The sequence below is a fragment of the Streptomyces sp. NPDC093510 genome (genome assembly GCF_040683555.1).
GTDB lineage: Bacteria > Actinomycetota > Actinomycetes > Streptomycetales > Streptomycetaceae > Streptomyces.
Map to the genome: position 1 here is coordinate 63,455 of NZ_JBFBEE010000029.1, position 13,233 is coordinate 76,687.

Consider the following 13,233-nt stretch of genomic DNA (forward strand, 5'->3'; position numbering starts at 1 on the left):
GTCATAGGCGATTCCAGGAGTGCTCACGGCCGGTGCGGCGATGTGGAGGGACGCCGCACGCAGCACAGGGGGCGAAGGGAAGGTGAGTTCTACGCGGCGGTGCCGAAGTCGTCACGCTTTGGTGCGGCCTTGGCGACGGCCCGCTCGGTGATGCCCTTCGACGCGCGGGCGGAGGCGGCAGACAGCTCGTCGGCGCCAGGCTCGAGATACCAGGGGCGCAGGTCGAGCATCGCGGCGCGCATGCCGGTGGCGAAGCACAGGGCGGTGCCCTTGGGCAGGGCGCGGATGGCGTCGGCGGCCAGGATCCGCTCCTGGCGCATCGACACCGAGGTGCTCTTGCCGGATTCCGAGTGCGAGGTGGAGGTGGTCTCCACGTCGTGGTCGCCGATCAGTCGGGAGAGCTTGTCGGCGAAGTCGGGGTCGTCGATGCCGGATCCGATGACCTTGATCGTGGAGGCGGACCACATGGCGTCCATGCCGGCGTCCCCCCACACCTTCTGGCCCTGGCGGTAGGACTGCAGGATCGTGATCGGGATGATCCCGCGGCTGCCGAGGTGGGAGTACAGGTCCGGAAGATCGCTGATCTTGCACACGTTCGCGGCCTCATCCAGGATCGCCAGCATGGGCGGGTCCAGGCGTCCGCCGGCGCGCTCGGCCTGGGCGGTCGCGGCCCGCATCACCGAGTCCGCGCACGCGGCGATCAGGGCGCTGGCTCCACCGCCGCCGTCCTTGGAGAGCAGGTACAAGGTGTCGGTCGAGGTGACGAACGCCTCCGGCCGGAACTCCTCGACGTCCTTCTGCGGGGTCACCCACGCGGCGATCTCCGAGTTTAGTAGCGCGGCGGCGTACTGACGGGCGGTCTCGTAGATGCCGTCGCGGGTCTCCGGCGGCCCTTCGACGGTGCCCTTGAGCTGGGCGGCGACCGCGGTGAAGCCGTGGTCGCGCAGGATGTCCAGCGGCGTGCGGTCGGCGGGGAAGGCCAGCCACTGCATCACGTCGGTGATGGGGCGCTCGTCGAGGGCTGCGGCCAGGAACAGCTGGCTCAAGATGTTGCTGCCGGCCTTCGACCAGAAGTCGCCCTGTTGGGAGGCGTCGACCGAGGCGGCGAGGAAGTGCCCGGCGAGCCTGCCTGCCCCGTCGAGGGTCTTGGCGGTGGCCAGGGGGTTCCACCACATCTCGCGCTTGGCGTGCGCGATCTGCTGCGGGTCCATTGACCAGGTCCGGCCGACGGCCGCCCGCGCGTCGAGCGTGGCGGTAAAGGCATCACCGGCTGCCTTGTTGGAGGTCAGCAGGACCGGGCCGGGTGCGTTGAGGATGGAGGGGATTGCCAGGGAGGTGGTCTTGCCGGAGCGCGGCGCCATGATCGCCACGGCGACGTCCTCGTACCCCATGCGCACCTCGTACTTCGTGCCCTGGAGGTTGCCCAGGAGGATGCCGGTGTCGTTGGCGTCGATGTGCTTGGCGTCTTTGAGGCTCGGGCGCAGCGAGCGGGCTTTGGCGGTGATCGCCTTGGACATCAGCGGTTCGATGTCGGTGCGTTTGGCCATGCCCTCGATGCGCTTCTTGCGCCCGCCGGTGCCCTTGTGCCGCTGGTAGAGCACGGCGGCGGTGATGCCGAGGGCGAGCAGCACGGCGCCGGGCAGGATGCGTGTGCCGATCAGGAGGGACGTTTCTCCCAGCTCCGGCCAGAGCTGGTCGGGGTGCAGGAGGGCTTGAACGGGCTGGTAGGGGGCGCTGGGCCCGGAGTCGGTGGCCCAGGCGGTGAGCTGTCCGCCGAGCCAGGCGAGATTGGACAAGGGAACAGCGACGGCGAGCACGCCAAGGAGGATCTTGAAGGCGATGTCAGTGGCGTCGGTGGACTGGTTGGGGGAGGGCTGGGGCAAGAGGGTGGATCCAGAGGGGAGTGCGGGTGTCGGTCAGCGGGCCCGGCGCTGCTGGGGCACATGCGGTCCGGGGATGGGGGTGGCCGGCGGCGTCGGGGAGCTGCGCTGCGCGAGGGCGGTGGTGCGGTGCTCCAGCGCGAAGGCGACGGTCTCGGCGCTCACCCGGCCGGTGGTGGTGCGGCCGTGGGTGGCTGCCAGGTGCGGGACGCGGTGCGGTTCGCGGACCAGGGGTGTCTCGTCGGCCAGCGCCCCGAAGAGCGCGGCGACCAAGTGGGGCGGGGTGTCGCCGTCCAGGTAGGCGCGCCACAGGGTGGGCAGGTGATGGACGGACGTCTCGACGACCCAGCTGGCGGCGCGGTGTTCATGGACGAGGCGGTCGACGCGGGCCAGGCCGTCGGGGGAGGTCATGCCCTCAGGTGAGGTACGACCGTCGTGGTGGCGGGGAGCGTGCCAGCCTGCCGCGCGCAGCGTCTCGTAGGGGTCGTCGGCCGCGGCCCGCGGTGTGGCGGGGTCGGTGAGGGCGTCGGTGACCGCGGCGATGATCTCGACCGGTGTGTGGGCGTCGAAGGTGACTGACCAGGCCCGCTGGTCGCCGTGGTGTGCGTGACGCAGGATCCACCACGGTTCGGCCGGGTCCGGATCCGGGGTGATACGCAGCTGGGCGAGCTGGTCCGGGCTGGTCAGGATGACCCGGGGCACGAGCGGGTCCTGGGCGGTGCTCCAGCGGCAGGCGCGGTGGAGCGGGACGGTGACCCAGGCCGGGTCGCCGGGGCCGGCGAGGTAGCGGGGCGCGACCAGCGCGATGTCGATGTCGTGCGGCACGCCGGTCACCTGCGGGCCACAGCGGACGGCGCCGCGGCCGGAGCCGCCGGACGGGCATACGCCTGGGCTGAGGCCAGGGCCGGTGAGCGGGGCGGGAGCTCCTGTACTGCGGCCTGGATTTCCAGGAGAACCCCGCCGTGGCTGGCCCAGTCGTCGAGGTAGGACCAGGCTTCCTCGTTGCGCTCGGCGAGCGCGTCGTCGTACGCGAAATCGCCCGGCCGGGCAGTCGGGGCCAGCGCGTCACGGGCTTCGAGCCATTCCCGCTGCAGCGCGCCGAGCTGCTCCAGGGCGTGATCGAGGACGCTCAACTGCCAGGGCCAGCGGGACTGGATGTGCGCGGGGTTGAGCTGCTGTATCTGTACCTCGGCGGTAGCCAGCAGCTCCTTGGCGAAGGACCGGACGCGGTTGAAGGACCGCCAGGTGTCCGCGTCGCGCTTGACGGCATGACGGCTGTGCTCGGCGTCGTCGAGGGGCCAGCCGTCGAGGTCGCTATGCTCCTCGCGCCAGGCGTCGAAGTCGGCGAGAATCCGCTCGCTCTCGCGCAGGAAGGCGGCGAGCTGGTGCAGACGCTCGCGGTGAATCACATCGGGGGCGTGGGCAGTTGGGGACAAAAGCGCTCTCAGACGAAGGATGGAACAAGGGGGGCGGTGAGCCGGGCGGGAGTATTGCCGCCCGGCTCGTTCAGCGGGCCCGGCCGGAGGCGGGCGCGGCCGGTGCGGCGCGGGGCGCCGGTGAGCCCGTGGTGAGTGCGGCCGTGCGGCGGGCCTTGCGACCGGCGGCACGCATCGCCTTGAGCCGCACCCGGTGCGCCTCGGCGAGCTGCTCGCCCTGCGGGCCGCGCTGCTCCTGGGTGACCAGGTGGGAGTGCGGCACGTCGTACATCGCGCGCTGCACGGGCTCGGTGTCGGCCAGGGCAGTGGTGAATGCGGCGATCAGGTGGGGCGGCATCTGCTCGTCGAGGTAGGCGTGCCAGATCCGGCGAAGGCCACCCCCGCCATTGGGCGCGGCAGCCTGGGCCCGCCAGTGGAAGGTCTCACCCGGCTCGACGGCCCACCGCTCCAGGCTGAGGATGCCGTCGGGATGGCGGGCCATCTCGTTGCCGTGTTCGTCGCGCTCGTAGGACCAGCCCGCCGCGGTCAGCGGCGACCAGATCGGAGGCGTCTGCTCGGGAGCGGGCTGGAGCAGCGCGTCGGTGAGGTGGGCGAGGATTTCCACGGGGGTGTGCGCGCCGAACTCGGTGTACCAGCGCCGACCGTCTTCTTCCTGGCCGCGGATGCGCCACCATGCCCCGGTGGGCTCGGGGTCGGGTTCGAGCACCACGGTGTGCCGGTAGTGGGGGCTGGCGAGCAGGACGTGGGGGAAGTCGGGGTCGGAGCGGTTCGTCCAGCCTGCGGCTCGCAGTGCCTGGGTGATGTGCCGCGGGTCGCCGCGTCCGGCCAGGTGGCGGGGCTGGGTCTCGAACCAGAGGGTGTCGTGCGGGGAGTTGGCGCGGGTGGGGAGGTAGGGGTCGGGCGTCACTCCGAGGCGCCGGTGTGCCTACGGAGCCGCTGGACGTCCCAGTGCAGCACGTGCCAGTCCGTGACCTCCTGGGCGGCTTCGCGGAACGCTTCCATGATCAGGCGGGTCTCGTCGGGCACGGGGAACGCGGCTTGCTGGCCGATGAGGTGTTCGGTGCAGCGCAGGGCATCGCCGAGCAGGATCGGGACGCCGTCGTCCTCGTCGAGCAGCGGCGCGAGCAGGGGCAGTACGTCGTCGAGCGGGGGATGCGTGCGCAGGTAGGCGGCGAGGTCGGCGAGGGTGCTCGTGGCCTGACGGATCTGGGCGGGGGTGGGGGCATCGTGTGCGTGGTGGGGCAAGGCGTGAGCTTTCGGTATGAGGCGAGGGGGGCAGCCGGTCAGCGGCGGGCGCGGGAGCCTGCCTGGGCGTACGGGCCGGCGGTGGGTGTCTGGCGTCGGGGCCGGGTGGAGGCCCAGGAGTTGCGGGCCCAGGTGGCGGCGCGGGCGGCTCGGACACGGGCCTGCTGCCAGGCGGACAGCTCGTCGGGCCGCACGGACACGGAGGTGGTGCGGATGCGGGTGGAGGGCGGTACGTGCCCGCGCGGTCGCATGACCTGTTGCGGGTCGGCCAGCGCGGTGCTGAACGCCTGGACGAGGTGCGTCGGCGTGGAAGCGGTGAAGGAGGCGTCCCAGATCCGGCCGTGCTCGTTGCGGGCCCCGGCCCACCACAGCGCCTCGCCGGGATTGGACTGGTGGAACTGCAGCCAGGCGCCACCGTCGGGGCTCATCGCGGTGAAGTGCTGGCCCTGCTCGGTCTTCCAGCGCTGCTCCTGCAGCGGTGCCCAGACGTTGGGGGCGTGCGCGGAGCGGGGGCGGGTGAGCGCGTCGGTGAATCCGGCGACGATCTCGACGGGTACCTGGCGGGTGAAGGTCGCGTGCCAGGCTTCCTGGCCGCGGGCGGCCTTCCCGGAGATCGTCCAGCCGCCGGGCTGGGTGAAGGGGTCGTATCCGATGCGCACGGACTTGTCCGGGCTGTCGAAGACCAGCGGCCCGCCGGTCTTGGACTTGTCGTTCCAGCCGGAGGCACGCAGGAACTCGCTGACGAAGCGGATGTCGCCGCCGCCGGCGAGGTAGCGGGGCTCGACCAGGTAGTGCTGTTCGGCTTGCTGGGCGCCGGGGGCCCAGCCGGTCCACTGCTGCTGTTTCACCGGCTCCTCCTGACGACCATGGCGGAGGCGACAGGCTGGGGCGGCAGGGTGCTTGCCGTGGTGGGCGGTGTCCCGAGCTGCTTGATGGCGTCGGCGTGCTCGTCAAGGTCCATGCCGACGCTGTGCAGTTCGTGGGAGGCCCGGCCCATGGCGAGCCAGACCTCGGGCGGGAGCATCCCGCGGTGGGCCTGGTTCTGGGCGAACCGGGATCCGGTGCCGACCAGATCGGTGACCCGGGTCAGGACGCCCTCCTGGGTGTCGAGGACTTTGGCGAGGATTTCGGCCGCTTGGCGCGGGGTGGCCTGGTCGAGGTGGTCGTCCAGGGTCTTGATGAGGCTGGCGATGTCCTCGGCGAGGCGTACGGGATAGGACGACAGGTCGGTCATGGGCCTCCTGGGGGCGAAGGAACGGGGCAATCAGCTGCGTCGGCCGAGGCGGCGGGCTTCGCTGAGGACGGCCTCTGGCCGGGCGACGGCCAGAGGGATGGACCGTTCGCAGCTGCCGACAGCGACGGCGCGCAGGTAGTGGCGGAACAGGGCAGCGGCAAGGCGCGGGCTTCGGCTGGCGGTGATGGGCGGGGGCGTGCGGTCGGGCGCGGGGAGGTGCGGCATCTCTTGGGTGGCGGGGGCCGGCCTCCGCGGCGGGAGCTGGCCGGGGACGGTTATAGGGAGCGGCGGGAGCGGTGGCTGCCTGCGTCAGGTGGTGTCACCGGTGGCGACGGTCGCCCGGCGGCACGGGCGGCCCGGTGGGCGGTGCCGCCGAAGACGGTGTCGATGGCGAGGCGGTACCCGGCGCCGGTCAGCAGGGGGATGGCGCGGTCGGCCATCTGTTTCATGGCCATCTCGCCCCAGTGCTCGGGGACTTGGTGCAAGGTGTCGGCTTCCTCGGGCATGCAGTGCCGGTCGAGGCCGAGGCCATCGAGCAGTTTGAGGAGGTGTTCGGGGGCACTGGTGCGGCTGTCGACGTAGTTGGTGCCGTCGCGGTGGTAGACCAGTACGTCGACGTCGTGCTCGTCGGCGAGCGTCATGGGTGAGGTTCCGGGGTGTTGAGGTTCACCGCCGGGCGGCTGGAGCGGTGCGGCTGGGGGCCTTGGGCGCGGGCCGGGTTCCGGCCGGGGGCGCGGCGGCCGGGTGGCGGTGGTTGCGGATGTCGGCGACCGCTTCCTGGTAGGCCACGGTGTCGAAGAGATCGTCGGGGATGTTGACCACGTATCCGGCCAGCAGGAGAGAAGGCAAGGCACGGGTGGCGACCTTCTTCTTCTCCTGTTCGCTGAGGTGGCTGGGGACTTCGTGCCAGACGTAGACGGGGCCGGCCGTGACCTCGGTTTTGCGTTCCAGCCCGAGGGCGTCGAGCAGGGCCAGGAGCTGCTTGGGTGCACCAGTGGGGGTGTCGGCGTGGATCGTGTCGGTCAGGGGATTGCGGTAGATCTCGACGTCGCTGCCTTCGGCGTCGGCTCTGTTGCCCACGGGCGGGCTCCTCCGATCTTCTCGGGGGGCTATCACCGCCGGGGGCAGGCGACTTGGCCGGGGTGGTTGCCGGTGTGGTGGGCAGTGCGGGTGCACTGGTGCGCGCGCCCTGACGCTGCTGCTCGACGGGCATGATGTGCGGCTGGCGCTGGTAGGGGCCGCGGGGTCCGGCGGCGGAGATGAAGCTGCCGACGGTCTGCAGGATTCCCTTGGCGCGTTCGTCACCGCCGACCGCGAGGATCAACTGGGTCTTCGAATCCCGCGGGATGGTCACGTAGTCGAGGACGACGAACGGCGGCTCGTCGTCCGTCGACCTGTTCACCGAGTCCGCGCCGCAGGGGCTGCTGGGGTCGGGGCCGCGACCGGGGCGGTGTCCAGGGCGGGCTTGGCCTGCGGGAGTCGCACGCTGATGCCGATGCCGAGCTGGACGAGCTGCGCTGCTGCCCGCTGGATGGCCTGGGCCTGGGCTGCGGTGTCCTCGCCGGGCAGCACGAAGGTGTCATGGTCCTTGTCGTAGACGCAGCCGTTGTCGGTGAGGATCTGGGCGGCATCGGCCCGGTCGGGCTTGGTGACGTGGAAGTCCCGGCCGCTCAACGTGATCACCACGAGTTCCGGGGGCAGCGCCGGGGCGAGGCGGGCGGCGTTGTCGCGGACTTGGGCGAGGGCCTTGTCGTAGCGGGGCAGGAGGGTGGTCGTGATGTCCGCGGCGGCCTGGGCCGGGTCGTCGGGGACGGTGATGCCGTCGGGCTCGCGCACGGTACGGAAGGCTTCCGCAGGGATGTCGGCCGGGGCGATGGCGCCGACGAGGAACTCCTCGCCGCTGCGGGGGCGCGGGATGACGTACAGGCGGGTGCCGTCGTCGCGGGTGAGGACCGCGTCCTGGTCCAGGACGTGCTCGGCGATGGCGTGGGCGACCAGGTTCATGTCCCAGAGGTGTTCGGCGCGGGTGAACTGGTCGGGGTACTGCGCATGGGTGTGGTGCTCGCTGGTCCAGTTGCCGGGGAGTTCGTCGGCGAGGGCGATGGCGAAGGACGCGAGATCAGGGGTGGGGTCGTGCATGGGTTCCTCGGGGGTGGGAGCTCAGCGCCGTCGCCCGGCAGGGGCCGGGGCAGTGGGCGGCGGGCTGGATGCGGTGGTGGGCAGGGGCGGGGGCGGGCAGCCGCAGACGGCGGAGGCTTCGCGCTCGTTCGGGCCGACTTCGGCGCTGCATACGCTGCGCTGTGGGTGAGGCTCGTGCCGGTCGGCTAGCTCGGCGCGGACGGCGGCCAGATCGGCTCGGATGACGTCCAGGTGGCCTTCGGAGAGGTAGCGCAGCCGCCCGGCGGTAGCGATGTCAGATGGTCCGTCAAGGCTCAGGTGGAACTCGATGGTTGCTGCGAGGACATCGTCGAGGGCAGCCAGGACGCCGTCGTGGGCGGCGGTGAGTTCGGTCAGGGCATCCGCGACCTCCTCGGTGGTGGTCGCCTGGCGGATGCGTTCGGCCTGGTGGGCGACGGAAGCACCGAGGGGGAGGTAGTGGGCCTCGCGCAGTTCGGTCTCGAACGCCGCGTCGCAGGCGACGTGGTACCGGACGGCGCGTAGCCGTGCCACGGCCCGGGTGGCGAGACGTTTCTCCTCGGCTTCGTCAAGGCCGGTGGGCAGCCGGTGGTAGTGCTCGTGCACGCGGACGACGGGGATGAAGCCGGTGCGCTCCAAGATGCTGTGCGCTTCCGGGTCGCCGCCGCGGGCGAGGACTTCGTCCGAGTGCACGTCGCGTTGCAGGGTCAGGTAACGGTCGGCAATGGTCAAGGGCAGTGCTCTCTCGGAGTGTTCAGCGGGAATGGCGCTCGGGCGCTGGGTGAGGTGCGGCAGGCATGCGGGTGGGCCGGGTGGCGCGCTCGTTGGCTCCGGGCAGATCCGCGGTGGCGGCCTTCAAGTCCTGCTGGATGCCGTACAGGCGCCGGGCGATCAACTCCAGCCGGTGCCCCGCTGCGGGACCGTAGGAGTGGGGCAGCTCCTCCAGCCGATGCGCAGCCTGCTCGACCAGGCCACGCACCGAGGCGATCGGCCCGTTGGTCTCGTCGGCGAGCTGACACATCAGCGTGGCGAGCTGCGCGGCCACCGCAGGCGGGGACTGTTCTGTCACCGGCTGTGGCAGGGAGGGGCGTTGGCCCGGGAGATGCGCGGTCAGCGGGCGCCCGCCACGGCGCTGGGCGGGGACAAGGCCCAGGTCGCCTTCGATCAGGCGGCACTCGTTGCGGAGAGCCTCGTGCACGGGCCACGGCTGTCGTGCCCGGGTGCCGTCTTCGCGGATGGGGTTGGCGATCACATCGAGTCGGCCGGGGCCGGCCTGCAGGGCGACCCAGCGGCACGCGTGTTCATCTGCGGCGGGTGCGAAGCCGGTGACGCGGGTCAGCCGCTCGGCGATCTCCGCCCACTCCGGCGGGCTCAGTTCCCGGTCAGCGGGGTGCAGGCGGACCGCCATGTGGAAGATCTCGGGAGCGTTGGCGTTCAGCCCGGCCGCGTAGGGGTGGAGGAACTGCGGTGCGAGGAGGTACTCCTCCCAGTCGGCGAACATCCACTCCTTGGGGCCGCCCTCGGCGATGCTGGAGTCCACAGGCGCGCATGCCACCACGAGATCACCCAGAACGTCCTGTGCGGCGATCGGACGGCCCAGGGCGGCGGAGACCGAGATGGAGGGGAAGAACTGCGACTCGCAGATGAGCGGGATCATCGGGCGCCCCGGGCATCGGCGATGTGCACGAGCTGGTTCAGCGAGGTGGTGGAGTACCAGCCGCAGTCGATCACGCTGCCCGCGTCGGCGAACTTCGGGATCAGGTAGTCCTCCAGGGCGCGCAGGTATATGAGGCAGTCAGGGCAGCGCCGCGAGAGGTGGACCAGATAGCGGGGGTGGGCGGTGACGAAGGTCTGCTGCCCGCCGTTGGGGTCGCGCAGCCGCCAGCCGTCCTCTTCGGTGGGCGTGTGCCAGGACGGAGTCACCACCGTCATGGCATCCCCCCACAGCTCCCCGCCGGCCACACCCTTGAGAACGACGACTTGGTCACCGGGCCGGAAGTGCCCATGGGTCATATCCCTCTTGGGCGTGAGGATGTCGTCGGGAACGTACGGCGGGCGGGCGGCTTGGGGCACAACGGGGTCCTTCCACGAACGGCACGGGCGGCGGTGGAAGGACAATGGTCCGGAGGATCCCCGGTTTCGCTAACCGGGGATCGTCGGGTATACGGCATCCCCGCGCCCGCCACGCCCAACTAGGCACCTCTGGCCCGCTTCGATCAGCGATAGGCGCTGATGGCGGCGAAGTACAGAGCGCTGGCCGCGCCGGCGGCTCCGCCACCGAGCAGCAGGGACTGAGCTGGGCTGGTGCCACCGCGCCAGGCGATGAACGCGGCGGCACAGCCAGTATGCAGCGCTGCGGAAAGGGCCAGCAGGAGCGACAGCAGTTGGATTGTGGTCATCGGGCTCTCCGGACAAGGGGTGCAAGTTTCCCCGAAGGGAACGATTGAGGAAGAGGCTGCCTGTCCGGCGCCGTGTCCTGCTGCGATCTGCCATGGGTTGGACAATGTGGATGCAATGACCGCTGGTGGCGAGTGGGAGGGCATGGTGTCCGGCGGGGCCGTCCTGGACCGGCAGGACACTCACGGAGCGGAGGTCGCTGACCAAGATGCCGAACCTGTTTGAGGATTTGCGCCGCATCGGAGATCTGAAACGTGGCCGGATGAGTGGCCGGCCTTCGGACAACTCCCTGGCCAAGCATGCCAAGGTGTCGCGTGACACCGTCGGTGCGTGGCTGCGGGGTGATCGGTTCCCGCACAGGGACGACGAATTTCTGATGATCCTTAAGGACATCCGTGACTGGGCCGACAGACAAGGCATCCTGGACTTGCCTGCAGGCAACGAGACAACCGAGACGGTCGCCGAGCTGCTCGCGGAAGACCGTTGGCAAAAGGCCTTGACGGGCGAGCGGAAGCGCAGGGCCGAGGCTTCTAGCGCGGCGACGGTGCGTCAGCAGGCTCAGGCAGGCCTGCTCAGCGGGGGCACGGGACGGGCCACCGCAGATACGGTCCGCCCGGACCACCGGCAACGGGATGAGACGGGGAACTCCATTGGCGGCGGATCCCTTCTCGGCCCCGTCGTGCAGGCTTGGCACGGCACGGTTCAGTTGCCCGTGTCGGTTCCCCCGGCGCTGTCCGGACTGCCTGCGCCCTCAGCCACGTTCACCGGCCGAAGCCAACACGTGCGGGAGCTTCTTGCGGACTTGGCCCCAGATGCGTGCGGCCGACACTCCGCCGCGCGAGTGACGTTGGTCACAGGAATGGCTGGGGTGGGCAAGACCGAGCTGGCCGTGCATACCGCGGCGAGAGCCCTGCGGGAAGCGGGGTTTCCCGGCGGGGTGCTGTTCATCGACTTGTTCGGCTACGACCGTAAGCGCGCCCTTGCGCCGGAGCGGGCGTTGGACAGCTTGTTGCGTGCGCTGGGAATGGGGGAGCACATTCCCACCGATCTGCACGACCGTGTTCGCCAGTACCGCAGCGTGCTGGCCGCCTATGCCGAGCAGGACCGGCGGATCCTGCTAGTCCTCGACAACGCCTCCACCGCTGAGCAGGTGACGCCGCTGTTGCCCACCGATGGCGTCAGTGCAGCACTGATCACCTCCCGCCATATCCTGGGAATCGAGGCCCGGCTGCATGATCTGAATGTCCTCGGTGAGAAAGACTCGATCGACCTGCTCCGCCGGGCGCTGACGACGGCTCGCGCCGAGGCCGACACACGCATTGCTCACGCTCCCGCCGACGCCGCCGCCATTGCCCACCTGTGTGCTGGACTGCCACTGGCGCTGCGCATCTGCGCGGCTCTGCTTGCCACGGCCCCCCGGCGGCCTCTGGTCTCTGTGGCCCAGGCCCTTACCGCGGCGCACACCCGACTGGAGCGGCTGGGGGCGCGGAAAGGCGACCACCCAGTGCGCGCAGCCTTCGATCTGTCCTACCTGCAGCTGAACGAGCAGCCGCACGCCGCCCGCATGTTCCGACTCCTGTCACTCGCCCCCGGACCGGACATCTCCAGCGAAATCGCAGCCCATCTCGCTGCTGTTGATCTCTACGAAGCCGAAGAGCTGCTGAGGGGGCTGGCTGCGGCACACCTGGTCGAGTACGGAGATTCCTGGGGCAGATGGCGGCTGCACGACCTGATGCGGCTGTATGCCGCCGAACGCGTAGTTGTTGATCCCGTTGCGAAGCTGCAGCGGAGGTTGCTGCAGCACTACCTGGAGCGGGCTCGCTGTGCCTCGAGCTACATCCTGGAGCTCCCGGCCTCGCGTTCGCAGGGGTTCACGGATCGGGATCAAGCCGTGGCGTGGTTGGAGGCTGAGCGGTCCAACCTGGTCGCCGCAGTGCAGCTGGCCGAGACCAACGGGCACCTCGACATCGCCCGAGACCTGCCCAAGGCCCTGGAGAACTGGTTTGAGGGGGGCTCGCAGGAGGGGATTGCCACCGCGCGGGTGGCAGTCCGGGCCGCGCATCAAGCAGGCGACGAGAATGGAGAAGGCCAAGCGCTCATACAGCTTAGTCACGTGCTGCGCGAGGGCGATGCAGTGAAGGAAGCCATCTCCGCGGCGCAGAAGGCTATTGAGCTTGCGCGTCGGCTCAGCGACGGCAAGAGCATAGAAGGCAGAGGGCGGCGGGCACTTGCCGACGCTCTTGGTCGCGGGGACAACCAAACGCAGGCCGTCGGCGAATACCGGCACGCCGTCAGACTGCTCCGGGAGGCAGGCGATGTGCATGTGGCGGGCACGGCCCTGCTGAACCTCGGGGTCATGCTGTACGGCGCTGGGCGTACGAGTGAAGCTATTGAGGCCTTGCGGGATGCCGTGAGCGAGCTGTCTCACACGAGTCGGAGCGTCGAGTCGCTGGCCCTCCGCAACTTGGGAGTAGCCCTGAGAGCGGCTGGCCAAGGCGAGGCGGCTGCCGAGTGCTACCGCCGGGCGATCCGACTCAGTCATGAAGCCGGTGGGCACTGGGACCGCTCCAACGAGGGCGCCGCGTTGGCGTGTCTGGGCCTACTTCTAAAAGATCAACACCAACATGCGTCAGCGATCCAAAAACTCCAGCAGGCCGTCACGGTATTCAGTTGTCTCGAAGCAAGCCCTAGCAAGGCACATGCCTCCTTCGCGCTGGGCATCTTCTTGATGGAATGGGGGTGTTCAGAAGAAGCAGTGACTGCGCTTACCAGCGCTGCCGAGATCTTCCACGAGATAGGCGACCTCGGCCAGGAGGAAAGGGCGCAGCGTGCCGCCGAAGCTGCGCACCTGTCCTGTCGTGGAAAGGAGCTGCCGGGGGAGAAGCCCAGTGGCCGTTGACTGCGT

General features: G+C 70.2%; 15 protein-coding genes. 1 reads left to right on the forward strand and 14 read right to left on the reverse strand.

Going from position 1 to position 13,233, the window contains the following annotated elements; genetic code table 11:
• Positions 1-89 precede the first annotated feature (89 nt).
• From AB0N81_RS34530 to AB0N81_RS34595, 14 genes are all read right to left on the reverse strand, one after another.
• Positions 90-1,883 carry a TraM recognition domain-containing protein gene (locus AB0N81_RS34530; RefSeq protein ID WP_365365468.1) on the reverse strand — a complete coding sequence of 598 codons (1,794 nt, stop codon included), beginning with the start codon at positions 1,881-1,883 and terminating at the stop codon, positions 90-92.
• Positions 1,884-1,916: 33 nt separating this feature from the next.
• Complete coding sequence (locus AB0N81_RS34535; RefSeq protein ID WP_365365470.1) at positions 1,917-2,705, reverse strand: DUF317 domain-containing protein; 789 nt, start codon at positions 2,703-2,705, stop codon at positions 1,917-1,919.
• A gap of 5 nt (positions 2,706-2,710) precedes the next feature.
• Complete coding sequence (locus AB0N81_RS34540) at positions 2,711-3,289, reverse strand: hypothetical protein (RefSeq protein ID WP_365365472.1); 579 nt, start codon at positions 3,287-3,289, stop codon at positions 2,711-2,713.
• Positions 3,290-3,386: 97 nt separating this feature from the next.
• A complete protein-coding gene (locus tag AB0N81_RS34545; protein ID WP_365365474.1) occupies positions 3,387-4,223 on the reverse strand; it encodes a DUF317 domain-containing protein in 837 nt (278 codons plus the stop codon).
• Positions 4,220-4,561 carry a hypothetical protein gene (locus AB0N81_RS34550; protein ID WP_365365476.1) on the reverse strand — a complete coding sequence of 114 codons (342 nt, stop codon included), beginning with the start codon at positions 4,559-4,561 and terminating at the stop codon, positions 4,220-4,222. Before AB0N81_RS34550 ends, AB0N81_RS34545 begins: the two co-directional genes overlap by 4 nt.
• A 38-nt stretch (positions 4,562-4,599) precedes the next feature.
• A complete protein-coding gene (locus AB0N81_RS34555; protein ID WP_365365478.1) occupies positions 4,600-5,409 on the reverse strand; it encodes a DUF317 domain-containing protein in 810 nt (269 codons plus the stop codon).
• Entirely contained in the window at positions 5,406-5,795 is a 390-nt protein-coding gene (locus AB0N81_RS34560) for a hypothetical protein (protein WP_365365480.1), read from the reverse strand. Before AB0N81_RS34560 ends, AB0N81_RS34555 begins: the two co-directional genes overlap by 4 nt.
• A gap of 275 nt (positions 5,796-6,070) precedes the next feature.
• The gene (locus AB0N81_RS34565; protein ID WP_365365482.1) at positions 6,071-6,436 is read right to left on the reverse strand and encodes a hypothetical protein; all 366 of its coding nucleotides are present in this window, start codon (positions 6,434-6,436) and stop codon (positions 6,071-6,073) included.
• 25 nt (positions 6,437-6,461) lie between these two features.
• On the reverse strand, positions 6,462-6,875 hold the full coding sequence (locus tag AB0N81_RS34570; RefSeq protein ID WP_365365484.1) for a hypothetical protein: 414 nt from the start codon (positions 6,873-6,875) through the stop codon (positions 6,462-6,464).
• A 318-nt stretch (positions 6,876-7,193) separates the two neighbouring features.
• Positions 7,194-7,934 carry a hypothetical protein gene (locus AB0N81_RS34575; protein WP_365365486.1) on the reverse strand — a complete coding sequence of 247 codons (741 nt, stop codon included), beginning with the start codon at positions 7,932-7,934 and terminating at the stop codon, positions 7,194-7,196.
• Positions 7,935-7,955: 21 nt separating this feature from the next.
• Positions 7,956-8,663 (reverse strand): hypothetical protein, encoded by a 708-nt coding sequence (locus AB0N81_RS34580; RefSeq protein WP_365365488.1) that lies wholly within the window; start codon positions 8,661-8,663, stop codon positions 7,956-7,958.
• Between the two features lie 22 nt (positions 8,664-8,685).
• A complete protein-coding gene (locus tag AB0N81_RS34585) occupies positions 8,686-9,588 on the reverse strand; it encodes a hypothetical protein (protein WP_365365490.1) in 903 nt (300 codons plus the stop codon).
• Positions 9,585-9,944: a hypothetical protein gene (locus tag AB0N81_RS34590; protein WP_365365581.1), complete on the reverse strand. Its 360-nt coding sequence runs from the start codon at positions 9,942-9,944 to the stop codon at positions 9,585-9,587. The genes AB0N81_RS34585 and AB0N81_RS34590 overlap by 4 nt, the downstream gene beginning before the upstream one ends.
• Positions 9,945-10,147: 203 nt before the next feature.
• Positions 10,148-10,330, reverse strand: a complete 183-nt coding sequence (locus AB0N81_RS34595; protein WP_365365491.1) for a hypothetical protein — start codon at positions 10,328-10,330, stop codon at positions 10,148-10,150.
• 206 nt (positions 10,331-10,536) lie between these two features.
• On the opposite strand from AB0N81_RS34595, the gene AB0N81_RS34600 reads away from it, so the two are divergent.
• Complete coding sequence (locus AB0N81_RS34600; RefSeq protein ID WP_365365493.1) at positions 10,537-13,227, forward strand: tetratricopeptide repeat protein; 2,691 nt, start codon at positions 10,537-10,539, stop codon at positions 13,225-13,227.
• Positions 13,228-13,233 lie beyond the last annotated feature (6 nt).